This is a genomic window from Candidatus Latescibacter sp., from assembly GCA_030692375.1.
Lineage (GTDB): Bacteria > Latescibacterota > Latescibacteria > Latescibacterales > Latescibacteraceae > JAUYCD01.
The window spans coordinates 1-25593 of record JAUYCD010000227.1 but is presented as its reverse complement, the minus strand read 5'-3'; the positions used below and the strand labels follow the sequence as shown (position 1 = coordinate 25593).

The following is a 25593-nucleotide window of genomic DNA, read 5'->3' as shown; positions in this document are numbered from 1 at the left end:
AAATTATCCACCATCAACCAGTATTGATGGGCGGATGCGTTTCCACAGAAAAGAATCCCGTAAAAGATAACGAGCAGCTTTTTCATGGTGATACCCTTTCTGAAAAGAGATAAAACGTTTAGTCCGGTCGCAGCCGCCAATCGGTCCGAACCGGGGCGTATACCGGCTGCCTTAAGGAAAAGGGTATCCGGCCCGGTTGCCGGATGCCCGCCTGCCAATCACTGATTCAGGTTGAATTTCACGAAATACGTTCTTTCCAGCCGACTTGTCGCTGGATCGCCGTAATCGGTATCGAACAGGTTGTCACCCTCAACGGAGACACTCGTCCGCTGTGTGATGGTTTTACGGATTTTTGCCTCCGCCATGACATACCCATCACGCTTCTTCGTGTTGTCTTCATCCGTGTATGTTGGCCCGAAGTATTTTATTCCCCACTCGACACCTATCCCGAATCGGGAATTCTGGTAATTCAATTGAAGCCCCTCGGTATGATCCGGCACCAGGGTCAGTTTCTTTCCCGTGTCCTTGTTTTCCGTATCGGTGTAATCGAAGCTGAAACTGCCGTAAAATCCCTTTGGCAACTGGAATTTAACCTCCCCTTCGACACCCTGCGTGAGCGCTCTGGAGATATTTTCATAGGTCCACAGAGGTACGTAGTTGAACATTTCCCCGGTGTCGCGCGATTTCACCATGTCCTTGATATCGTTGCGGTAGACCATAATGTTGGCGAGGAGCTCCTGGCTGAAAGAGTGTTCGAGACTGAGCGTGAACCCGGTTCCGTATTCGGGTTTCAGGTCGGGATTGGAGATGATAAACTGCGTTGAAGAGTGGAGAAACGGCGCTGGATAGAAAATCTGCCGGATCGTCGGAGATTTGAAACTTCTGCCGGCTGAAGCCCGCAGACGGGTATCACCTGTTATGTCGAACAACACGCTGAGCCTTGGGCTGACCACACCTCCGTAGGAAGAGTGATGGTCGAACCGTGCACCCAGCACGAGAAATACCCGCGAGACCACCAACCATTCATCCTGGGCGTACAGACTCCATGTATCGACGTCCTTGTCTAGGAGCGGCCATTTCGTTTTATCACTGTCAGCGCCTTTATACACGTAATCCAGCCCCTGGCGCAGGAATTCACCTCCCGCGGTCAGTCTGTGCTTTAACGCGAGGAGACGGGTATACTGGGTTTCCGCCTGGCCATACATGATATCGCCATCCCGGGATGATTGAAAGAAATCCCAGTCATACCAGTACCCTTTCGTTACCCAGGTCGCCCCCTCGCCCAAGTCTGCTTTTATCTCCGGCGCGAACTTGACTCTCCGCTCGATATTAGATCCCGTTGTAATACGGCTGAGGTCAATATCCATGGTATAGGACATTTTTCCGGCCCGATAGTTGAACCGGTTGTTTAGGTAACGCCCCTCGAACGTGCCTAAGGCGGTTCGTTCCATGCTCCCGCTTGTCCGGAAGCCAACTTTCCCGACACGGTTGCTATAGGTGAATCCCTCCCGGGCCGTTTCCTTGGAGCCGTAATTGGCGTACAGGTCGAGGCGTTCCGTGTCCGTCACCGGTTTGGTAATGATGTTGATCACCCCGGTTATCGCGTCGCTGCCATACAGCACCGAGCCAGGGCCTTTCACGATCTCTATGCGTTCGATCATCTCCACGGGAATCTGGTTGAGACCGTTCCCGTATTCGCCCATACCCCGGCCTTTCACCCGCTGACTGTCAATGAGCACCAGACCGTACCCATTGTCCATGCTCAATCCACGGAGGGTAGCCTGATAGGTCGATTGTCCCGGCATATCTTCGGACGTGCTCACGTTCAATCCCGGGACATATTTCAGGAGATCGCCAACGGTCTGGGCGTTGGTTTTGGAAATCTCTTCCTTGGTGATGACATTCACATCCTGCGGAACATCGTCTAACAACCGCTCTGTCCTGGTCGCCGTTATGACAATTTCATCCAGTATAAACGTTTTAGGACCCTTTTCCTCTTGCGAAAAAACCGAGACCGCGTGACTCGCAACTATACTCATTAACCCAAGAAACAGTAATTTGTGGTTCATGCTGCAAACCCCCTTTCCACGTTGTTGACACCGATAACAGGCTTTTTTCCCGCTGCTCGATACGTGTGCCTATACATTTATCGGGGCAGGAATAATGCTACGATAATTTTATTCGTAACACAATATAGCGTTCGTAATGTCGTAGCACAAGTATTTTTTTCGTGCTACAAAAAACTTTCAGAATTCGGCGAAAGAACATCTGCCATGATCGATAAGTGCGTACTACCGCATAACCGGGTTAAAGGCTGCCTCTACAGATGCCATATACCTTGTGCCTTCAAACTTCTGCCTTCTGCCTTCTTTTCTCCATACTCATTTGCAGTTTGACTTTCGTTCCTATTTTCTTTATTTTAGGTAGCTAAACTTGTGTTGCAGGAACTGGAGCTCAATGTCAGTTAAACCTGAAAATATCCGTAATTTCTGCATTATAGCGCATATCGATCATGGCAAATCCACCCTGGCCGACCGTTTTCTGGAGCAGAGTCACACCCTGTCTTCAAAGGAGATGAAGGAGCAGGTTCTCGACGATATGGATCTGGAACGTGAGCGGGGTATTACCATCCGCAGCCATGCAATTCGCATGGAATATACCTACAAAGACGGCGAAACATATATTTTGAACCTCATCGATACTCCGTGGCATGTGGATTTTTCCTACGAAGTATCGCGCAGCCTGGCGGCTTGTGAAGGCGCTCTCCTGCTCGTGGATGCCAGCCAGGGAATTGAGGCCCAGACCATCTCCAATTTCTGGCTGGCCCTTGAGTCTAATCTCACCATCATCCCCATAGAAAACAAGATCGATCTCCCTTCGGCGCAGATCGAGTCAACCACCAAACAGATCATGGAGTTGATGGATGTCGGGGAGAATGATATATTACGCTGCTCGGCCAAGAACGGTATCGGTATCGAGGCGATATTCGATGCTGTCCGGGAAAGAATTCCGGCGCCCACAGGAAGTGAACTTGCCCCGCTTAAAGCGCTCATTTTCAATTCGGATTACGATATTTACCGGGGGGCGGTCGCCTACATACGAGTTGTCGATGGTGTAGTTAAAAAGGGCGACAAGGTATACATGTTCGGAACCGGTCGTGACTGGGAGATTCTCGAAGTCGGTTTTTTCCGGATGGGGAAAATTCCCATCGCCGAGCTCCGCGCCGGGGAAGTAGGTTATTTGATCTGCGGCATCAAGAACGTTCATGACATCAAAGTGGGGGATACAGTCACCCATGCTTCACGCCGGGCTGATGCCCCGCTTCCCGGTTACCATGAACCGAAGCCGATGGTGTTCAGCGGCATGTACCCTGAGAATCCCGAGAATTTCAATGACCTGCGTGATGCTTTGGAACGTCTTTCCCTGAATGATTCCGCCATCACGTATGAACCGGACACTTCAGTATCCCTCGGATTCGGATTCCGGTGCGGCTTTCTCGGCATGCTGCACATGGAAATCGTGCAGGAACGCCTGGACCGGGATTATGGACTTGACATCATCAATACTGTGCCCTCAGTGGTTTATCGTATAGTTTTTCGCGACGGCCATGCGGAGTTTGTGAACAATCCTGCGCGGTTTCCCGATATGGCATCAGTGGATCATATAGAAGAACCAATCATGAAATCACAGATTGTCACCCCCAATGAGTATATCGGTTCAATTATGAAATTGACCCAGGATCGCCGTGGTATATTCAAACGAACAGAGTATCTCGACCCTACAAGGGTCAACATGATCTATGATCTTCCTCTTGCCGAGATCGTTTATGAATTCTACGACCGTCTGAAGGGTGTGACCAAAGGGTATGCCTCATTCGATTACGAATTCCTGGAATATCGCGAGGCAGATGTAGTCAAGCTCGATACTCTCATAAACGGCGAGCCGGTCGATGCACTTTCCGCAATCCTGCACCGTAATAAAGCAGAATTTGTCGGCCGCGGGCTTGCATCCAAATTGAAACACCTTATTCCCAGGCAGATGTTCCAGGTAACTATCCAGGCTGCCATCGGGGCGAAGATCATCGCCCGGACGACTGTTCAGGCCCTCCGTAAGAATGTAACCGCCAAATGTTACGGCGGCGACATCACCCGTAAAAGAAAGCTCCTTGAAAAACAGAAAGAGGGTAAAAAACGGATGAAAAAGGTGGGGCAGGTACGCATTCCGCAGGAGGCCTTTTGGGCGGTATTGAAAGTTGAAGATTGAAACCATTCCTTTGTTTAAGAGTATAATTTTCAGTTTAATTTTTATCCGGGTATGTCATTAGATAAGGTTCATGATCATATATGTAGATGCCGAAACGGTTTCATCGTTCCCGCGAAGCGGCAACAAGTTCGGCATGACACGCGTCATCCTGAACTCGTTTCAGGATATAAACACTCAAAACATGCGCAATTATTTATATCGTCGTGTATAGTTCAGATGTATGCTGAATTTATATCGGCATCTATAAAAAAACAGGAGGGTAGTTTGAATTCTTCGGAAAAAAACACCAATAACAAGAATTACAAAGGATTCCATAAATTTCGCAAGGACTGGATAGAACCTTTATTGATTGCTGTAATTCTAGTGACTATTATAAAAATGTTTTTTTTCCAGAATTTTAAAATTCCTTCCAGTTCCATGGAAGATACTCTTCTTGTCGGCGATTATCTGTTTGCGGTAAAGTTTCTTTACGGCACCAAAATCCCATTTACTCATAAAGTAATATGGAAGATAAGGGATCCCCGGCCCGATGATATTATCGTCTTCAAATCGGTCGAAGAAAAGAAAGACTTGATTAAACGATGTATCGCAGTCGGCGGCCAGACTGTAGAAATTCGCAACGCCCAGGTGTTTGTCGAAGGTGTTTTGAAGCCCCTGCCCAAACATGCCAAGATAACCGATTTACGGGTCATACCGGAGGGGGCTGAGATGGGCCAGCGCGATAATATACGGCCATTCAAAGTTCCCGATGGAAAACTCTTCATGATGGGGGATAACCGTGATAATTCCTACGATTCCCGCTTCTGGGGCTTCCTGCCGATGGAGAATGTCAAGGGGAAAGCGCTCTTTTTGTATTGGAGCTGGGATAATACTGTACCGTTCTATAATCTGATTTATAAAGTCCGCTGGAATCGACTTCTTACACAAATAAGGTGACGACCTGCTCCCGGAGGTGTTGTGGATTTAAAGGAATTATCCGCCATCCCACAAAAATCAGGCGGTTTTAACCAAATACGCAGAGATTGGATAGAGCCTATCCTAATTGCGTTTCTTCTGGCGGCGCTGATCAGGACATTCATTATTCAGCCTTTCAAGATACCGTCCGGCTCGATGGAAGATACTCTTATGGTAGGAGACCAGCTGGTAGCGGTCAAATTTCTCTACGGTATCAAAATACCGTTCACCAATAAAATTGTTATGAAAATTCGGGACCCCAAACCCGGGGATGTCATTGTTTTCAAATATCCCGAGGATCCCTCCAAAGATTTCATTAAACGATGTATTGCGGTAGGCGGACAGACTGTGGAAATCCGCAACAAGGAGATATTTGTTGACGGTGTTTTGCAGAAACTGCCCGCGCACGCCAAATTTATTGATCCCAGTATCTTGCCTGCACAGTTTAACAAGCGGGACAATTTTCCCTTAACCAGGGTTCCTCCCGGAATGGTGTTCATGATGGGAGATAATCGGGACAACTCCAATGATTCCAGATTCTGGGGCTTTGTACCGAAAGAGAATATAAGAGGAAAGGCTGAGTTCCTCTACTGGAGCTGGAACCAGGATACTCCTCTTTATGATGTTGCACACCGGATTCGCTGGGACAGATTGTTTGCCATGATCCGTTAGAGGTAAATCCAATACGGTTTTAGCGCTGGCTTCGACAGGCTCAGCCAGCGGGCACTGAGCGCCAGCGGGCACTGAGCTTGTCGAAGTGCCTATTCACAATGCTGGTTGTTGTTTAAATGAACCGTATTAGAGTATTACTGCGGAAAATATCATGAAGTACGGCCTCTATATTCACCTCCCTTTCTGCCGGCGGAAATGCCCCTATTGCAGTTTCATGAGTATTACCCATGCTGAAGCGATGATGGAATCGTATGCGGATGCGGTATTTACTGAAATAAACCTCCGCAGCACCGGCATTTTTTCCGATATTCCGCAAACGCTCTATATCGGCGGAGGGACACCCTCGATGGTTCCTGCGAGCTGTATCGAGCGGATGCTGCGCGATGTTCCGTTAAGGGATACTGCGGAATGCTCGGTGGAAGCGAATCCCGATTCTCTTTCGGAAATGTGGCTTGAAAGGTTGCTCCGCATAGGAATCAACCGGATAAGCATCGGTATTCAGTCACTTGATGACGCTATCCTTAGCCAGCTTGGAAGGCTGCATACCGTAAGGCAGGCTGTAGGGTCTGTCGCCATGGCTCGACGGACTGGTTTCCGTAACCTATCTGTCGATCTGATGTTTGGAGTACCGGGACAAACAATGCATATGTGGGAGGATTCGCTAAAACGGATATGTGAGCTGGAGGTTGAACACGTTTCCTGTTACAGCCTCAGCATGGAAGAGGACACGCGGTTTTATACCCTGGCGCTTGAAGATAAACTTTCTCTGCCCGATCCGGAGGAAACCTCGGACATGTATCTGCTCGCCACGGATACGTTGACGAGTAATGGATTTAGCCAGTATGAGATATCGAATTTTGCCCGCCCGGAATTCGAGTGCATTCACAACCGGGGATACTGGAATTTCACCCCTTACCTGGGCATCGGCGCATCTGCACACTCATTCGATGGAGATATCCGGCGCTGGAATGTTTCCGATCCGGCGGAGTATGTGGAACGCTGCGCCTCCGGAATTGACCCTGTGCTGGGTTTCGAAGTGATTGACAGCCGGAAGAGGGTGCTGGAACAGCTCATGCTTTCGTTGAGGGTCGGCGTATTGAAGGTAAGCGACATCATCAGCGATACCCTGATCGACCGTCATGCTTTTAATGAAAAAGTGGATATGATGGTAAAAAGCGGTTTTATGGAACGCGACTGTGGGGGAAATGTTCGATTAACCGTCAGCGGTAAAGTGATCGCTGATGAAATTCTTTCTGAAATTGCGGCGGATTTATACTGATTCCGGATGTATCAGGTTTTGTGAAAAAGTGGTATGATTATTTAGACCCTGAAACGAGTTCAGGGTGACACGTGTCATGCCGAACTTGTTTCGGCATCTATTAATTAAACATGGTTCACAAGCCTTTTAAAGAGCGTCGAAATATTTGTTTTATATAAAAAAGCCCTTGCATAGTTTGATATATTTTCATAATTTATAGGTCTGGGAAGAGTGGGCTGTAAGGCGGCTCACTCTTTTGATTATATACTGTGATGGCTGCCATCGAATAATAGAAGGATAATGAATAATAAAACCCTGTGTTTTTTTTGGAGATCTATTCATGAAGGGCGCCGAAATTACACAAAGATATGATATACTGGAAGCGATCGGACAAATAGCGCGTGACAAGAATGTAAATCGCGAGCTTATTGCCGAAACGATCAAAGCAGGCCTTCTCAGCGCCGCTAAAAAGCGTTTTGGAAATTCCGACAACATTCTGGTAAATATTGATTTAAATACGGGTGCGATTTCGATGGAAGCCGAGTGGGACGTAGTCAAGGAAGTTGAAGACTCCACGCACGAGCTGACCCTGAAGGATGCAAAAAAGCTTGATTCATCGGCAAAAATCGGCCAAAAAGTCCGTGAAACGCTCCGTTTCGAAGAATTCGGCAGGCATGCCATCCATTCGGCCAAACAGAGCCTCATTCAGAAGGTCAAGGAAGCCGAGCGTGACCGTGTGTACGAGGACTACCGTCAGAGAATAAATGAAGTGGTTACCGGCAACGTACAGCAGGTTATGCACGGTGATATTTATGTAAATCTTGGCCGCGCTGAAGCCATTGTACCCCAGAAGTATCAGATTCGCCGTGAGCGATACCACCAGGGTAATACTATACGCGCCATTATTGCAGATGTAAAACGCGATGCCAAGGGGCCGCAGATTATCCTTTCCCGTACCGATCCGAAATTATTGGCCAAACTGTTCGAAATTGAAGTTCCTGAAATATATGAGGGCGTGGTGGAGATCAAAGGGGTGGCCAGGAAGGCCGGTGAACGTTCCAAGATAGCGGTTTACTCAACCGATCCGCATGTTGATCCGGTGGGAGCATGTGTGGGAATCAAGGGTTCACGGGTACAGGGCATTGTGAAAGAGCTAAGCAATGAACGTATCGATATCATTCAATACAGCGATGACATTTCAACGTATCTGGCACGGGCGCTGAGCCCGGCAGTCGCCAAGAGAGTAGACGTTGATCGTGTTAATGGGAAACTGACTGCGGTGGTTGATGATGACCAGCTTTCACTCGCCATAGGCAAAGGCGGAATAAACGCTGAATTGGCCAGTCAGCTTACCGGATTGAATGTCGAAATCATCAGTCAGAGCCAGTTCCTCCAGCGTGAATCCGAAAAAACCAAAGAAGCCGGCTTACTGATCGACCTTGAAGGTTTGGGTGAAAAGACTGTCTACAATCTGAACAATCATGGTATAAAAACGATAAGAGATCTTGCCGCCGCTGATGAGAGCTTCCTGGTGCAGATACCGGGTATAGGCCCCAAAACCGCCGAAAAATTTATTACCATGGCGAAAAAATATATGAATGAGCGAACCAAACGGACCGCGCGAGCCGGTATGTAGAGAGGAGAAGCATGGAAAAAAAACGTGTGTATCAGGTAGCCAAGGACTTTCATATCTCCTCCGAAGCTCTTGTTTCTATGCTGAAAGAATTAAAATTCGATGTTAAGAGTCATATGAGTATTGTCACAAATGAAATGCATGATAATATAAAACGTCAGTTTGAGAAACAACATGAGGCTGCAGTTAAAGATATAGAAAAGAAAACCAAAATTGTCGATGCGATAGAAAAAAAAGTTCCCGAAGGTGTGGTCGAAAAACCTGCTCCTTCCAAACGCAGAAAAAAAAGAAGAAGACAGCAGAAACCTGAGACGGAAGAGCATAAAGCCGCCCAACCAGTTCAGAAAGCAAGGCCAGTCCAGAAGGTAAAGGCCAGCCTGAAGGAACGTTCCCCAAAAACCCAGAAGGAATATCTCGAAGAAAAGAAAAGCCGCGCCAAATCCCGTAAACGTAAGAAAAAAGTAGATATGGCGGTGGTGCAGGATACATTCAAAAAAACCCTGGTCAGCATCAGCACAGATACACGTAAACAGAAGAAATCTCATCCCAGACGCGCGGTAAAGGATGCAGTAGAAGAAGACCAGAATATTGTTAAGGTCAGCGAGTATGTTTCTGTCGCTGAATTGGCCGTTCAGATGGGGGTTCCGGTCAATGCCCTGGTGGCCAAGTGCCTGCAGATGGGGATGCTGGTTTCCATCAATCAACGGCTGGATATGGATACCATTGTACTCTTGGCCGATGAATTCGGTTTCACGGTAGAACAGCTGGGCGAATATGCCGAAGACGAATTGATAACCCGTGAACGCGAAGAAGAAGAGGAAGAAAAGAAAATTCCCCGCCCGCCGGTGGTTACCGTGATGGGACATGTGGATCACGGTAAGACTTCCCTCCTCGACCGCATTCGCAATTCCAATATTACCGGAAGTGAATCTGGGGGCATTACACAGCATATCGGCGCTTATTCGGTTACCCTCCCGAAAGGCCCGAAAATCACCTTCATCGATACACCCGGTCACAAAGCGTTTACAGCCATGCGCGCCCGTGGGGCGCAGGTAACCGATATTGTAATTCTGGTGGTTGCGGCGGACGACAGCGTCATGCCGCAAACCATCGAAGCCATTGACCACGCCAAAGCGGCGGGTGTTCCCATCATAATCGCCATAAACAAGATTGACCTTCCTGGGGCTGATCCTGAAAAGATCAGATCCGATCTATCCCGGCATAACATTCTCGTGGAAGACTGGGGCGGTTCGTTCCAGTGCCAGGAGATTTCCGCCAAAAAGGGAGTTAATATCGAAAGGCTCCTGGAGAAGGTAGTTCTCGAAGCGGAGATCCTTGAATTGAAAGCCGACCCGACCAAAAAAGCTAACGGGGTGATCATTGATTCCAAGCTTGATCGGGGGCGAGGAGCTCTGGCCACAGTGCTGATCCAGAACGGCACCCTGCATGTCGGAGATTCCTTCATCACCGGAATGATCACCGGCCGCGTCCGGGCGATGGTCAATGAATTCGGCGGAAGGATATCCAGCGCCGGACCTTCACAGCCTGTGCTCATTTTTGGCATGGACGGAGTGCCAAAAGCGGGGGATACTTTTCATATAGTGGATAGTGAAGTGGAAGCGCGTGAAATCGCCCAGCGCCGCCGTGTCATGAAACGGGAGCAGGATTTCCGGAGATTGAAACGGATTACCCTTTCCGATATTTACGATAAGATCAAGGATGGGGAGATCAAGGATTTGAACCTGATCATCAAAGCCGATGTCGATGGGTCGGTGGAAGCGCTTTCCGATTCTCTCTCGCAAATTACCCATCAGGAAGTGAGGGTAAGGATTATTCACCAGGGAGTGGGAGGAATCAATGAAAATGACGTACTCCTTGCCGCGGCTTCCGGGGCGATCATCATTGGATTCCATATCCGCCCGACCCATGCGGCCCGGGCCCTGGCAGAAAATGAGAACGTGGAGATAAAGCTTTATGAGGTTATTTACGAGGTCCTGGACGATGTGAAGAACGCTTTGAGCGGTCTTTTGGCGCCGAAAATCACTGAAAAAATAATAGGCACCGCTGAGATACGGAACATGTTCAGGGTACCTAAATACGGGAACATTGCCGGTTGTTATGTAACTTTCGGGACAATAAAACGCAATAACAAAGTGCGATTGATTCGGGATAATATCGAAGTATATACCACGAAAATCGGATCCCTCAAACGCTTCAAGGAAGATGTATCAGAAGTGAATCAGGGATATGAATGCGGGATCAGCATTGTCGGATATGATGATTTCAAGCTGGGCGATATCTTCGAATCGATCGAAATGATCGAAGAAGCACGGACGCTATAAGGGGAAGTAAAATATGGTGGTTGGTATTTTACGCATAGAACTTTTCATACCGGAAAGCGCTTCCCTTAAATCCAAACGGTTTGCCATAAAGAGCATCAAAGATCGTCTGCGGAGCCGTTTCAACGTTTCGGTCGCCGAAGTCGATAATGGTGACAAATGGCAGCGTGCATCTCTGGGTGTAGCGGCTGTATCAAATGAAACGCGCCATATTGACAGTATAATGGGTAATGTGATGAACCTTGTTCATGGCGACCGACGAGTGGAAGTTCTTGAAGCAACGGTTAATTACATATAAGTGGGTGGGGTATGCATAGATTTAATCGTTCTGACCGCGTATCCAATCTTGTTCATAGAGAAATTTCAGAGATTATCGAGTTCGAGTTGAAAGACACCCATATTGGCATGGTGACCGTGACCGGGGTGGAAATGAGCAAAGATTTGAAAAACGCCAAGGTATTTTTCGGCGTTCTCGGTGATGAGGCAGATGTGCAATCAAGTATCGATGCGCTCAACAACGCCACAGGCTTCATCCGCGCCCGCCTCCGCGAAAGGGTTGTTCTGAAGCGGATTCCCATGCTTTCGTTTGCATATGATTCTTCGACTGTACATGGAATGCATATTGACAAGCTTTTCGATGAAATCAATAAGCAGAAATTGTGAATTCCCGGGCGGAATTCTTATTGTGAATAAACCGTCCGGCTGGACTTCACATGATGTAGTGAAAAAAACGAGGATAATACTGGGGGGAATAAAAGTCGGCCATACCGGCACTCTCGATCCGATGGCCACCGGCGTGATGATTCTCCTCATTGGAAAGGCCACCCGCCTGGCGCGTCTTTTTGAACAGGATACCAAAAGATATCGGGCGGAAATAACCTTCGGGAGATCGACCGATACCTATGATCGAACCGGTGAAACCACTGCGGTTGGCGATGCGGCGCAGGTTGATCGGGCAATCCTGGAAAAGTGCATATATAACCTGAAGGGAGCATCGGAGCAACTGCCCCCGATGTACTCAGCGGTCAAAGTGGAAGGTAAGAAGCTTTATCAGCTTGCACGGTCCGGGAAAACCGTAGAACGAAAACCCAGGAAAATATTCATCAGCTCCATCAGTGCGAGCATGGATGAATTTCCCAGGATTGTTTTAGATATAGAATGCTCGAAGGGAACGTATATTCGTGCGATCGCCCATAATCTGGGAGAAACGGCGGGCTGTCCGGCGCACCTTTCGGCTCTCTCGCGGACGGCCTGCGGTAAATACACACTAGATGTCGCGGTCGATTTTCTTTCGATTGTACACGCGCCCGCCGAAGATGTTTTTAAACTGATCAAACCGGTAGCGGAAGAGCCTACAACAGTATGAATGTATACAGGGACTTCTCATCTTCGGGACCTTATTGTGGAATGCATTCGACGGTAACGCTGGGAACATTCGATGGTGTTCATATCGGGCACAGACACATTTTACAGCGGGTAGTCGAACATGCGCGAAAAACCGGCGAAAAAGCGGTGGTCGTTACGTTCGACCGGCATCCTGCCGCGGTATTGAACCCGGAAGCTTCTCCCGGTATGTTGACCACTCAGGCCGAGAAGATGGAACTATTCGCGGAAGCAGGCATTGACAGTACTTTTATCCTCACTTTCACCAAACAGATTGCGCAAATGAGCGCCGATCGTTTCATGAAAGATTACTTCATCGACTGCCTGGGAATGGCCTGCTTCATTGTCGGCTATGATCATGGTTTCGGCAAGGATCGGAAGGCATCTACAAAAGAGCTCCGTGAGTATTCAAGAAAATTGAATTTTTGCCTGGAGATTGTGAAACCTGTGGTTCGCGGCGGGACAATTGTGAAAAGTACCACCATACGCGTATTGATTCAGGAGGGGAAAGTCCGTTCGGCTTCGACTCTCCTCGGCCGGGATTACTCTTTAAGAGGGAAAGTTATCCATGGCTTGGGAATGGGAAAAAAGATAGGAATTCAGACCGCAAACCTTCTTTTGGAAGATCCTGAGAAAATTCTTCCCCTTGCCGGTGTATATTCCGGGTGGGTAGAATTTGATGGGAAGCGGCTTTCCGCGTTGATCGCGATAGGCCCGCGGCCAACATTCGGCGAGACTGAAGAAGCCATCGAAGTACATATTCCCGGGTATACCGGCGATTTGTACGATCAGAAACTTCACATCGGTTTTTCCGACAGGCTGCGGGAGATAATAAAATTTGACTCGCCGGAATCATTAGTGGAACAGATAAAGAGAGACATCGAAATCACAAAGAAAATCAACCATAAATACGCTGATAAAAAGGAGAAGAAGCAGCAATGGCCATTACGAAAGAGCTGAAAATGGAGTACACCGAAAAGTTCGGCGCCGATGCCAAAGATACCGGCAATTCCAAAGTGCAGGTGGCGATTTTAACCTACCGTATTCAAGACCTTACCGAGCATCTCAAGACTCACACCAAGGATAATCATACCCGTCTGGGGCTCTTGAAGCTGGTAGGGAAGAGGCGCAGGCTTCTCAGATACCTTGAAGAATCGGATGTCTCGGTATATCGCTCACTGATAAAAGAACTCGGAATCCGGAAATAAATAAAAACCAGATGACAGGTGTCATGCCGAACTTGTTTCGGCATCTATACACGTATGGAGCAAGAATAATTCTATGAATAAAACAGTAAGTAAACAAATTGGAAATCACCTTCTCACTCTCGAAACCGGAAAACTGGCAAAACAAGCAGACGGGGCTGTGGTGGTGAAATACGGTGATTCTACAATATTGGCAACGGTTTGTGTGGACAGAAGCTCCGATACGAACAAGGATTTTCTGCCTCTGACTGTAGAATACCGTGAGAAATCGTATGCCATCGGAAAAATCCCCGGGAATTTTTTCCGAAGAGAAGGAAGACCGAACACGAAGGAGATTCTCAGCTCCCGACAGATAGATCGTCCCCTCCGTCCTCTTTTTCCGAAAGGATTCTGCAATGAGATACAGATAATTGTCACTGTTCTCTCCGCAGACCAGGAAAACGATCAGGATGTTTTGGGGCTGATCGGCAGCTCGGCTGCCTGCGCCATATCTCCGATTCCTCTGAAAAAGGTGGTGAGCGGGGTACATGTTGGATATATCAACGGTGAGTACATCATTAATCCCACATTCAAACAGCTCGCGGAAAGCGAGATCGATATCGTGGTTGCCGGTTCAGACAGCGATATCATGATGGTGGAAGGAAGCGGCCAGGAAGTATCTGAAGATATCATGATCGGCGCTTTGGAATTCGCCAAAGGCTATATCCGCGAGATATGCGATCTCCAGCGCGAATTCTGCGAGGGAATCACGGAACCGCCTATGGAATGTGTGCTCAATCTTCCGGCGGATGAAATGTCAGCCGACATCCAGGGAACGTACTACGAGGATATCAAAAAGGCCATCCTGATTGCGGATAAACATTCCCGTCATGATGCGATGGCTGACATATATCAGAATCTCAGCGCTTCCTTCGCGGAAAAATACCCTGATTGCGAACTCAAGCTTAAAATGGCGCTGGCAGAGGTTGAAGGGACAGTAATGCGCGATTTGATTCTCATGGATCATGTACGCATTGACGGCCGGTCCATGAAAGAGATACGTCCCATAACGTGTGAAGTGGGTGTTCTGCCTCGCACGCACGGTTCGGCTCTCTTCACCCGGGGGCAGACCCAGTCTCTTTCTGTGGTAACTCTCGGAACGAAGCTGGATGAGCGGATGATCGAGGACCTTGAAGGCACCAGCTTCAAAAGCTATATGCTCGACTACAACTTCATGCCTTTCAGCGTCGGGGAAGTACGCCAGTTTCGGGGAACCAGCCGCCGTGAGACCGGCCACGGACACCTTGCCGAAACATCAATAGCTCCTATAATCCCCTCTGAAGAGGTTTTCCCCTATACCATACGGGTTGTTTCCGACATACTCGAATCCAATGGATCATCCTCCATGGCCACGGTATGCGCCGGCTCGATGTCTCTCATGGATGCCGGAGTACCTGTCAAGACCGCAGTAGCCGGAATCGCCATGGGGCTGGTGAAGGAAAACGATGAGTATGTCGTTCTCTCGGATATTATCGGCGATGAGGATCATCTTGGGGATATGGATTTTAAAATCGCCGGAACGGCTCAAGGTATCACTGCTATCCAGATGGATATCAAGATCGACGGCCTTACCATGAACATCATGTCCGAAGCTCTCGGCCAGGCAAGAGATGGACGTGAGCACATACTTGGCATCATGAATAAAACCATTTCCGCTCCCCGTGAAAGCATCTCACAATATGCTCCAAGCATCATCACTATGAAAATCGCGGTAAATAAGATTGGCGCGGTGATAGGGCAGGGGGGCAAGACGATCAAAGGTATCCAGGAACAAACCGGCGCAACCATCAACATCGAGGATGACGGCACGGTGGTGATTGCGGCGGTTGACATGACCGCCGGTCAGGCTGCCTACGATATGATTTTTGCCCTGGTGGAAGAGCCGGAAATAGGGAAAATCTATAAAGGAACGGTAAAACGCACCACAAACTTCGGCGCCTTTGTTGAAATCATGCCCGGCAAGGAGGCTCTGATTCACATTTCGGAACTGGATCACCACCGGGTAAAAACAGTCGAAGATGTAGTAAAAGTCGGAGATGTCATTGATTGTAAAGTGATCGGCATCGACGATCAGGGTAAAGTAAAATGCAGCCGCAAGCAAGCGATGCCGGTTAATACCTGATGGATAGCCTGGTAAAAAAAACCGTTTTCCCAAACGGATTGAAGGTTGTCACGGAGCGAATTCCCTATGTTCGCTCCGTTTCTCTTGGTGTCTGGATAAATGCCGGTTCCCGGACTGACACAATTGAAGAGATGGGTATGGCGCATTTCATCGAGCATATGCTGTTCAAGGGTACGGAAAAGCGAACTGTTTTCGATATAGCCGATTCACTTGAATCGCTTGGGGGATCGCTGAATGCCTTCACTTCCCGTGATATGACATGCTATTATGCGGCAGTCCTTGACGAACACCTCGTCCAGGCAGTGGATGTGCTCTCCGACATACTATGCAATTCGCTATTCGTACCTGATGAAATCGAGCGTGAAAAGCTGGTGGTGCTTGAAGAAATCCGCTCATCGCAAGATATACCGGAAGAGCTCGTTCAGGATATATTCGGCGATTGCGTCCTTAATCCCGATGCGGCGGCTAAGCCGATCATGGGGACATTCGAAACGGTAGAAAACTATCAGCGGCCCGGCATTCTGGAGTATATGAAACTCCATTACACTACCCATAATATCGTGATTGCAGCGGCAGGAAATTTCGAACATGACAAACTTATTGAGCTGGTATCTTCTTGTTTTAGATTTAATGAATCCAATGCATGCGTTGCCAAACAGGAAGTTACGCCGAATAATGATTCAAAAATCATCCTGCAGAAGGATATTTTGCAATCGCACCTGTGCATCGGCGGGAGAACATTCGGATATGCCGACGAGCGCCGTACCGCTCTCTGGCTTATCAACACCATCCTTGGAAGCGGCATGTCAAGCCGTCTTTTCCAGAGTATTCGGGAAAAACACGGTTTGTCATATACTATTTACTCATATGTGGAATTGCTTCAGTCGCTGGGATTTATAACGACATATGCAGCGACGGAAAAAAAGAATTTAGATCGGACGCTGGAATTAATACTTGAAGAGTACAATCGAATGTCGGAACAAGCTATAGATGAAGACACCATTAAGCGCGTCAAGTCGCAATTAAAGGGAAGCTTGGTATTGAGCCTGGAAAGTACGGCAAATCGTATGAGCCGTCTGGCAAAACAGGAAATTCTCTTAGATACCTATTACAACATCAATGACACGATGGCCCAGATTGATGCAGTCACCACCGCCCAGATCAAAGAAGCGGCAGTGGAAATATTCGATATCTGCAATTTAAAAACAGTTGTTGTAACATATTAAAATAAATAACATTATATAAAATATTTGTTTCGAATCTTCACAAGTTACCATAGGTTGTATGACAACATGGAGGAACAGATGATAGAGTATGATCTCATACGACATATTCCAATAATCAGCGAAGGCCCGGTCCGTATAATGGGTTGGGTAACGCATATCAGATCGAGTGGAAAACTTATTTTTATCGAGGTAAGGGATGGAACTGGCGTCATTCAATGCGTCATTTTCAAAGGTGATGTGGCGGAACAAATATTCGATATGTCAAAAAAGCTGACGCTTGAATCATCATTAATTATTGACGGCATTATCAGACGCGACAGCCGTTCAAAAATGGGATATGAAATTGGAGTCACTCATATTGAGCCTATCCAGATACCATCCGAAGAATTTCCCATTTCTCAGAAGGAGCATGGGATTGCGTTTCTTCTTGAAAAACGCCATCTCTGGCTGCGCTCATCCCGTCAGGTCGCCATTCTCCGTGTGCGGGCCGCCATAATCAAAGCGGTGAGAGATTTTCTTGACAATCAGGGATTTATCCTGTTTGATACCCCCATTTTTACGCCTGCGGCGTGCGAAGGGACGACCACGCTTTTTGAAACAAGGTATTTTGAAGAGAACGTTTACCTTACCCAAAGCGGCCAGCTTTATAACGAAGCCGGGGCAATGGCGTTAGGCCGGGTATATTCTTTCGGCCCGACTTTCCGTGCGGAAAAATCCAAGACCCGCCGTCATCTTACCGAGTTCTGGATGGTGGAACCGGAGGCTGCTTTTTTTGATCTGGATATGGATATGGATCTGGCACAGAATCTTGTTATGCATATCGTTAAAACCGTGTTGGAAAATAATCGCGCGGAACTTGAGGTTTTGGAGCGGGATATCGGTCAATTGGATAAGGTTTCCCTTCCTTTTCCCAGAATCAGCTATGACGAAGCAGTAAAGCTTCTTAACGAAAATACCATTCCGACTGCATGGGGCGATGATTTCGGCGGGGACGAGGAGACGGTTATTTCCCGGAACTTTTCAAGTCCGGTTTTTATTCATCGCTATCCTTCAGCCAGTAAAGCGTTTTATATGAAAGCAGATCCCATTCGCCCGGAAGTTGCCCTTTGCTGCGATATGATTGCACCGGAAGGCTATGGAGAGATTATCGGCGGCGGCCAGCGTGAGGACGATTATGATAGACTGCTGGGTAAACTTCATGCACATGGTTTGAATGTGGAGCCATTCGAGTGGTATCTTGATCTCCGTAAATTCGGTACGGTTCCGCATGCTGGTTTCGGTATGGGAATCGAAAGAACAGTGGCATGGATTTGCGGTTTAAAACATGTCCGTGAAACCATACCGTTTCCCAGGCTGATGGATCGCATCAGACCATGAATCTTAAGGATACATGGTTTAATTGATAGATGCCGAAACAAGTTCGGCATGACGTCATCCTGAACTCGTTTCAGGATCTATAATGAGAATAAAAGCCAACATTTTCATAAGCCTTTTAAGAGTTATCGGTATAGAGCACCCGGATTTTATGGAAACTTGCCAAGAAATTAAGAAATGATTCAACCAAATGATGGTTGGTTTACATAAGATATATTATGCGAATAATATATATGAGCCACTTTCCTTTCCAAGGCTACAGCCTATTCAATCTTATGAAAAAAATCTCCACATATTCCGTCAAGACAATCCTTTGGTTTGCAGCCATTTTTTGCTCCGCATGGCTTCTCTCAGCAAACAGTCTACACAACAAATTCGCTTTCGATGATAAAAGCCTTATCGTTGAAAACAAAATTCTGTCCCATTCACTATCTCTGAAAGAGATATTCTCATCCAATTATCGCGCCGGCGCCGGTTTTACCGGAGATGGCTTATACCGGCCGCTGGTGATTCTTTCCTACGCTGTGAATGCACATGGAGCAAAGCCCGACCCATTTTCATTTCATATTCTCAATGTAACCATGAACGCATTGAATGCGGTATTGTTTGGAGTTCTCGTTCTCCTTATTATTAAAAATGTTCCTGCTGCCGTCGCTTCAGGATTCATATTCGCTTTCCACCCTCTTCATACGGAAGCAGTGGCCAATATTGCCGGAAGGCCGGAATTACTGTTCGTTTTTTTTCTTTTTCTGGCCTGGATAATTCTGGAAAAATATCGGGCACGATTTTTTTCGATAGCTGCCGCTTCGATATTTCTTTTTGCTGCGCTTCTTTCAAAGGAAACAGCGGTGATGTTTCCTTTTATACTCCTGGGGACAGACAGTATACTGAAAAGGCCAATGCGAAATACATTTACTATTGTAAAATATTTCGCCCTGGGACTGACGATAGTATTCTACATCATTATCCGCTGGATGATCTTGGGAAACACTACTGCAGGTCTGGTGCCGGATTTTGTGGACAATCCCCTCTATCACGCTGCACCCGGGGAACGTATTTTTACGGCATGCGGTGTATTGTACCGATATTTCATGCTTTTATTTTTTCCAGTCCATCTGACGGCTGATTATTCGTATAATCAGATCCCCATTTTATCATCGATCCTGCATTTTAAACCCATAGCAGGAATCGGTATCCTTGCCGGTATAACCGCAGTAGCGCTGCATTTCAGGAATCGATATCCCGTCTATCTCATTGCTGTTTTCCTGTTTTTCTTCCCGTACATCCTTGTTTCAAATATTCTTTTCCCAATCGGCACCATCATGGGTGAACGTCTCATGTATCTGCCTTCAGCCGGTTTATCACTCGCTCTTGGTTTTCTCTTTTCAAAATATCTTAAAACTTTGCGTATCCCGGTACTTGTTGTGTTTGTTTTACTACTTGCTCTTTTCGCAGTAAAAACTGTGGTGAGGAATATGGCCTGGTACGATGATTATACCCTTTTCAAAACCGATCTGAAGAATTCACCCGATAGTGTAAAAATACTGTGTAACTTAGGGTATCTCACCGGAAAAAAGGAAACGGCTCAGGAATCCATGGGTTATTTCCGAAGGGCACTGGAAATACTCCCCGATTATGAGCCCGCGCTCAGAGGATATGGGAAACGGTTATATGATCAGGGCAAATATGAAGAATCAGCACAATATTATGCACGGGCGGTGGCAACATCGCCGCAGGTTGCTGATGCGCATACAGACTTTGGAATCGTGCTGGAAAAACTTAACCGTATGGATGAAGCGGAGAGGGAATTAAGTCTGTCTGTGCGAATCAATCCGATGAATCCCCTGCCCTATGAAGAACTGAGCAATGTGATGATTGCGAAAGAAGAATACGGTAAGGCGATTGAGTGCCTGAACAGAGCGTCAGAGCGGGGGGGAAATGAACGGATAATATTGAATAACATGGCGATAGCTCAGTTTCTTTTAGGAAACATCACATTGGCATACCAAATACTGCTGCAAGCTGAATCTCGGGGAATATCCATCAACCAGGATCTGGCTCAGACAATACGCGCGGCGGTAAGTCGTCAGTGATTGCGATTTTTTTCTTTTTTCTTCGTTCGCCTGGTTTGATGTTTTCTCGAAAAATAGGAAATGAATATGGGAACAGCTCCGCCAACAAAAAGTGCGATAAGCAGATATTTGAGCATTTCTTCCATAGATGTCTTTTCCAAATAAAAAGGGGATAGCCTGGAAACTATCCCCATGTGAAAAAATAATATAATTGCTTACTTTTTCTCTCCCCCTGAAGCCGCAGGTTGTGCTGCGGCGGGCTGTTGAGTAGCCGGTTTAGCCGGTTCGGCAGCTTTTTGTTTGAAATCCGCTTTGTCTTCGTCTGTCCAGAAAAAATGTGATCCCTTGGTCACATCGTCTTCCCATTTTACCGAAAGCGTAAGACCATCTGAAGTATCGTTGTCAGTATTCACATCGACGTCTTTTTCCATCCCGGTTGCGATCCCAGTTTTCGCATCGAACTTATATTTAAAATTACCATCAAGATTCGGGTCGTACATCGGGAGCTCTTTGGACCTTATCAGGTAATTGAAACTGGCATATGTACCATTTTCGGAAAAGTATTTGTTTTCCAAATTGATGATCCGTTTCAGATTGCTCCGGAGTTCCTGGCTGTCCATGGCGGTTTTGGTGTTAATATTCTTTTTGGTTCCCATTGCAAAGATGATGAAAGTAATAATAGCAATTGCAGCGAAAATACCTAAAATATAGGATATTGTTCGCCGTATCTTTACTTTCCTTGCAATTTTTTCCTCTTCTGAGAGTTGAGGTTTCTGCATTTTTCCCTCCCTTATGGAACTTGGTAAGCGGTGTGCAACCCTATCCTCCGGCATAGCTCAATATGTTACTGCCATATTTGATGTTCGGACGGAATGGTGTGCATGATGGATTAAAGTACTGATTTATGCCATTTCTATATGTTCCTGAATCCAGCCGTTATGCAGGCCATTATCATCAAATGACTGCAAAGCCTTCATATATTCATCACTATTTACCCTTCGGTACAAGAATTTGTGGTTGAGAGCATGGTATGCGGGAAAATACTGATCCATAAGACTGATATAAACATCGGGAGAAATCTCACTGGTCAGATATTTCAGCGTTTCATCAGTACCGGCAAGGTTTTCGGGCAGAATCAGATGACGAACCAGCAAACCTCTTACCGCAATCCCGCTGCGTATCTGGAGATTTCCAACCTGACGGTACATCTCGAGTAGTGCAGTACGGTTTTTCTCGGCATACTTTTTAAATCCGGAAAGCTCCTGCGCAGGTGTATCCGATGAATATTTGGCATCCGGAAGATAGATATCGACTATACCGTCCAAAAGCCGTAGTATTTCGACCCTCTCATACCCGCTGGTGTTATATACAATCGGTAATCTCAGTCCTTTCGAGGCCGCAAGGCGAATTGCAGCCACAATTGATGGGGCGAAATGAGTTGGAGTTACCAAATTAATGTTATGACAATCCCGGTCCTGAAGTTCAAGCATCATCTCCGCGAGACAATCTTCCGTTACTTCATTTCCTGAGCCTAACTGGCTGATCGGATAATTCTGACAGAATATACACCGTCCGGTGCACCCGGAAAAGAAAATTGTGCCGGAACCCCGGGAGCCGCTTATGGGGGGTTCTTCGCCGTGATGGACGTTATAACTGGCAACTACCGGCATGTTTCCTGAACGGCAAATCCCTTTTTCTCCGGAGTTTCTATCGACATTGCATGCATGCGGGCAAAGACAGCATGTAGAATAGATATTCTTCAGTATCTCTACTATCTTATCAATTTCACCGGTCGCAGAGAGTTCCAGATAACCTGGATTTGCTGTTTTTTTATTCACACTAATTTAATGATTCCAAGTAGTAGAGGGCCTCTTCTTTTTCACGGGAATCGCGAAAACTCTGAGCAATAATGGATAAATTCTTTTTAGCCGATACTTTGTCGCCGGCTTGGATATATGCTTTTCCGGCATTAAGGTACATGATCGGGTCAAACACCGAGTTCTTGTATTTTTGGGTGAATTGTTCGTATGTTTGGGCAGCTTTCATGAAATCACCCTTTTCTTCGTAGATACTTCCGAGGTTATTGTACGCATTAAAACCATATACCGGATCTCCAGAATATTTCTCAATATACTCCTTGTAATATTTTTCCGAATTATTCAGGTCCTTTTGTATATAGTACCGGTTGCCCAATTGAATGAGCGCGTCGGCCGCGCTCCGGGAACCGCCGTATTTCTGGATAATTCTTTTTAAAAGATCCGGCGCTTCCGGCGCATTATTCTGAAGGGCAGTCAATGCTGCATCATAGGCGTTTATCTCGCTTTTTTTCTTGCCGTTGACAATCAATATTGCAATCAGCGATACCAACACCACCGCAAGAACGATACTGCCAATCTTGATCCATTCAGCCCGGAAAAAATCAACCACCTGGGCTGATAAAAGCACAAACGGGTCTTTTTTCAGTTCTTTTTTTGTCAATCTTTTTGGTTTTTTTAACATGCTGGCTTCTAGCTCCTTATATGTGTAAGGGACTCATTTTTATGCTTTCTTCAAACTTCAAATATACATTGGCGAAGCGAAAGAGTCAACAAAAGACTCGAAGTATCAGCGCTTCCCAACAAAATCATGCACTCCCCTATACTGCACACTATGAATTGTTCATATTATGAACAATATTTTTTAAAAAATCAACACCTGGTTCATTTCAGGCATACTTCCCCTTGCTGCTGAAATTAATGCAAGTGATTGCACTTGTTGATATTAGAAAATGATTTATTAATCTGGCACAAAATGTGCGTAACTAAAAGGCGTGTGAAAAAGTTGTATTATATTTTTTGATGATCCGGCAAAAAAGGAAAATTATTACTTTCTCTACTTTGAAAACCTCACCCCCTATCCCCCTCTCCTAGTCAGGAGAGGGGGTAACTCGTTACGCGCCTTGTTTCTACCCTCTCCTATTTAGGAGAGGGTGGCCGAAGGCCGGGTGAGGTTTCGACAGAATTGAAGATTTTGTAATATTTTTTGCCGCTTCATCATTTGTTAGACCCTGCAACAAGTTCAGGGTGACCGTGTCATGCCGAACTCGTTTCGGCATCTATCATTATAATAAGCAATTACTTACATAATTACTTAAAGTTCCCATATTTTCATTCAATCTTCAGGAGGTTACCATGAGTCATACACCCGCCGATGTTCTTGAAATAATGGGTAAGGAAAATGTTGTTTCGGTGGATTTGAAATTTATGGATTTTCCCGGAATGTGGCAGCACTTTTCCGTTCCCGCCAAAGAACTCGATCTGGCGGCTTTTGAAGACGGTTTCGGGTTCGACGGCTCTTCAATCCGGGGCTGGCGGGCGATCAACGAATCCGACATGCTGGTTATTCCCGATCCTTCAACCGTTTTTATGGACCCTTTCACCAAATACAAGACGATCAGCATGATCTGTGACATCGTCGATCCAATCACCCGTGAACGCTATACCCGCTGTCCCCGGAATGTCGCCAAGAAGGCGGAAATGTATCTCAAATCCACCGGTATCGCAGACAATGCTTATGTCGGGCCGGAGTTGGAGTTTTTCATTTTCGATGATATACGGTTTGATCAGAACTCCCATGAGGGATATTACCATATCGACAGCATCGAGGGGAAATGGAATTCCGGCAGGGTTGAAAATCCCAACCTCGGCTATAAACCACGGTATAAGGAAGGATATTTCCCGGTTCCCCCCACGGATTCTCAGCAGGACATCCGTGAGGAAATGGTTCAGGTCTTGACAGCCTGCGGTCTGGAAGTTGAGGCGCAGCATCATGAAGTGGCCACCGGCGGGCAGGGCGAGATCGACCTGCGCTTCACCACCCTGGTCAAGATGGCCGATGGAGCCAACCTTTACAAGTATATCCTGAAAAATGTCGCCCACCGCAACGGGAAAACACTTACCTTCATGCCAAAGCCCCTTTTCGGCGACAACGGCACCGGCATGCACACCCACATGTCTCTCTGGAAAGGCAGCACAAACCTTTTCGCCGGATCCGGGTATGCAGGAATGAGTGAAATGGCCATGTACTTTGTGGGAGGAGTGCTTCGCCACTCACGGGCACTGGCGGCATTCACCAACCCGACCACCAACTCTTACCGCCGTCTGGTGCCGGGATTCGAGGCGCCGGTGAATCTTGCATATTCGCAGCGTAACCGCTCAGCGGCCATACGGTTCCCCATGTACTCCATGAGTCCCAAGGCCAAGCGGATAGAAATCCGCTATCCGGACTGCAGCTGCAACCCGTATCTATCCTTCTCGGCTCTGCTCATGGCCGGTCTGGACGGCATACAGAACCGTATCGATCCCGGCGACCCTCTGGACAAAGACATCTATGATCTGCCTCCTGAAGAGCTGGCTTCTGTTCCGGTCATGCCGGGCGCTCTCGAGGAAGCGATCAAGGAGTTGGAAGCCGATTATGAATTCCTCCTCAAAGGGGATGTGTTTACCGAAGATGTTATCCGCACCTGGATAAACTACAAGATGGAAAATGAAGTCAAAGAAATTCGGCTCCGTCCCCACCCCTGGGAATTTGCGCTTTATTATGATCTATAAAATTCAACGTTTCATACATGTAAAATGAGGTGCAGTCTGATTGAGGCTGCACTTTTTTTATATCCCACCCTATAAAAACAGTTGTTTGGGGTTATAGATCCTGAAACGAGTTCAGGATGACACGTGTCATGCCGAACTTGTTTCGGCATCTATCACTCAAAACGTGCGTAATTATTTATATCGTCATGTATTGTTTCAGGGTCTGAATGATAATTAACAATTTGCTTGATAGATTTATAACGTGCATATTGGTTCTTATATAAAAAAGGAGCAGAAACAAGCTGTTAAAATGCCGTGAACATAAAAAAACAGGAGGCGTGAAATGAAACGTGTTTGCAGGATGTTCACAGCCTTTCTTTTTCTCCTTGGACTTATTCCTCAGGCTGCAATTGCGGATAAGCCGCTGGAATTAAAGTTTGAGAAGTACACGCTGGCGAATGGTATGGACGTTATCCTCCATGAGG

21 protein-coding genes are annotated in these 25593 nt (G+C 46.9%); 16 read left to right on the top strand and 5 right to left on the bottom strand.

Annotated elements, in window-relative coordinates; translation table 11 throughout:
* A partial coding sequence (locus tag Q8O92_13920) for a hypothetical protein (GenBank protein MDP2984412.1) occupies positions 1 to 218 on the bottom strand: 218 nt, incomplete at its 3' end.
* On the bottom strand, positions 219 to 2069 hold the full coding sequence (locus tag Q8O92_13915) for a TonB-dependent receptor (GenBank protein ID MDP2984411.1): 1851 nt from the start codon (positions 2067 to 2069) through the stop codon (positions 219 to 221).
* Positions 2070 to 2457: 388 nt separating this feature from the next.
* Here Q8O92_13915 and lepA point away from each other — a divergent pair, with 388 nt between their 5' ends.
* From lepA to Q8O92_13840, 15 genes are all read left to right on the top strand, one after another.
* Entirely contained in the window at positions 2458 to 4263 is a 1806-nt protein-coding gene (gene lepA, locus Q8O92_13910) for a translation elongation factor 4 (protein MDP2984410.1), read from the top strand.
* A 264-nt stretch (positions 4264 to 4527) separates the two neighbouring features.
* The gene (lepB, locus tag Q8O92_13905; GenBank protein MDP2984409.1) at positions 4528 to 5199 is read left to right on the top strand and encodes a signal peptidase I; all 672 of its coding nucleotides are present in this window, start codon (positions 4528 to 4530) and stop codon (positions 5197 to 5199) included.
* 21 nt (positions 5200 to 5220) lie between these two features.
* Complete coding sequence (gene lepB / locus Q8O92_13900; GenBank protein MDP2984408.1) at positions 5221 to 5889, top strand: signal peptidase I; 669 nt, start codon at positions 5221 to 5223, stop codon at positions 5887 to 5889.
* 151 nt (positions 5890 to 6040) lie between these two features.
* Positions 6041 to 7168 (top strand): radical SAM family heme chaperone HemW, encoded by a 1128-nt coding sequence (gene hemW / locus Q8O92_13895; GenBank protein MDP2984407.1) that lies wholly within the window; start codon positions 6041 to 6043, stop codon positions 7166 to 7168.
* 319 nt (positions 7169 to 7487) lie between these two features.
* Entirely contained in the window at positions 7488 to 8783 is a 1296-nt protein-coding gene (nusA, locus tag Q8O92_13890) for a transcription termination factor NusA (protein ID MDP2984406.1), read from the top strand.
* A gap of 11 nt (positions 8784 to 8794) precedes the next feature.
* Positions 8795 to 11122 carry a translation initiation factor IF-2 gene (gene infB / locus Q8O92_13885; protein ID MDP2984405.1) on the top strand — a complete coding sequence of 776 codons (2328 nt, stop codon included), beginning with the start codon at positions 8795 to 8797 and terminating at the stop codon, positions 11120 to 11122.
* Positions 11123 to 11135: 13 nt separating this feature from the next.
* A complete protein-coding gene (locus Q8O92_13880; GenBank protein ID MDP2984404.1) occupies positions 11136 to 11417 on the top strand; it encodes a DUF503 domain-containing protein in 282 nt (93 codons plus the stop codon).
* 11 nt (positions 11418 to 11428) lie between these two features.
* A complete protein-coding gene (gene rbfA, locus Q8O92_13875; protein ID MDP2984403.1) occupies positions 11429 to 11782 on the top strand; it encodes a 30S ribosome-binding factor RbfA in 354 nt (117 codons plus the stop codon).
* 22 nt (positions 11783 to 11804) lie between these two features.
* A complete protein-coding gene (truB, locus tag Q8O92_13870; GenBank protein MDP2984402.1) occupies positions 11805 to 12485 on the top strand; it encodes a tRNA pseudouridine(55) synthase TruB in 681 nt (226 codons plus the stop codon).
* A 41-nt stretch (positions 12486 to 12526) separates the two neighbouring features.
* Positions 12527 to 13462 (top strand): bifunctional riboflavin kinase/FAD synthetase, encoded by a 936-nt coding sequence (locus Q8O92_13865; GenBank protein MDP2984401.1) that lies wholly within the window; start codon positions 12527 to 12529, stop codon positions 13460 to 13462.
* Positions 13441 to 13710 carry a 30S ribosomal protein S15 gene (gene rpsO, locus Q8O92_13860; protein ID MDP2984400.1) on the top strand — a complete coding sequence of 90 codons (270 nt, stop codon included), beginning with the start codon at positions 13441 to 13443 and terminating at the stop codon, positions 13708 to 13710. Before Q8O92_13865 ends, rpsO begins: the two co-directional genes overlap by 22 nt.
* A gap of 73 nt (positions 13711 to 13783) precedes the next feature.
* Positions 13784 to 15868 (top strand): polyribonucleotide nucleotidyltransferase, encoded by a 2085-nt coding sequence (locus Q8O92_13855; protein ID MDP2984399.1) that lies wholly within the window; start codon positions 13784 to 13786, stop codon positions 15866 to 15868.
* Positions 15868 to 17094: a pitrilysin family protein gene (locus tag Q8O92_13850; protein MDP2984398.1), complete on the top strand. Its 1227-nt coding sequence runs from the start codon at positions 15868 to 15870 to the stop codon at positions 17092 to 17094. The genes Q8O92_13855 and Q8O92_13850 overlap by 1 nt, the downstream gene beginning before the upstream one ends.
* Positions 17095 to 17172: 78 nt before the next feature.
* Positions 17173 to 18471 (top strand): asparagine--tRNA ligase, encoded by a 1299-nt coding sequence (gene asnS / locus Q8O92_13845; GenBank protein MDP2984397.1) that lies wholly within the window; start codon positions 17173 to 17175, stop codon positions 18469 to 18471.
* Positions 18472 to 18701: 230 nt separating this feature from the next.
* Entirely contained in the window at positions 18702 to 20561 is a 1860-nt protein-coding gene (locus tag Q8O92_13840; protein ID MDP2984396.1) for a tetratricopeptide repeat protein, read from the top strand.
* Positions 20562 to 20755: 194 nt separating this feature from the next.
* Here the strand turns inward: Q8O92_13840 and Q8O92_13835 are convergent, their stop codons facing one another.
* The 3 genes from Q8O92_13835 to Q8O92_13825 all read right to left on the bottom strand — a co-directional run bounded on the left by Q8O92_13835 (position 20756) and on the right by Q8O92_13825 (position 23039).
* A complete protein-coding gene (locus Q8O92_13835; GenBank protein ID MDP2984395.1) occupies positions 20756 to 21319 on the bottom strand; it encodes a hypothetical protein in 564 nt (187 codons plus the stop codon).
* A gap of 123 nt (positions 21320 to 21442) precedes the next feature.
* Entirely contained in the window at positions 21443 to 22378 is a 936-nt protein-coding gene (locus tag Q8O92_13830; GenBank protein ID MDP2984394.1) for a radical SAM protein, read from the bottom strand.
* A 1-nt stretch (position 22379) separates the two neighbouring features.
* Complete coding sequence (locus Q8O92_13825) at positions 22380 to 23039, bottom strand: tetratricopeptide repeat protein (GenBank protein MDP2984393.1); 660 nt, start codon at positions 23037 to 23039, stop codon at positions 22380 to 22382.
* A 671-nt stretch (positions 23040 to 23710) separates the two neighbouring features.
* On the opposite strand from Q8O92_13825, the gene glnA reads away from it, so the two are divergent.
* Positions 23711 to 25129, top strand: a complete 1419-nt coding sequence (gene glnA, locus Q8O92_13820) for a type I glutamate--ammonia ligase (protein ID MDP2984392.1) — start codon at positions 23711 to 23713, stop codon at positions 25127 to 25129.
* Positions 25130 to 25593 lie beyond the last annotated feature (464 nt).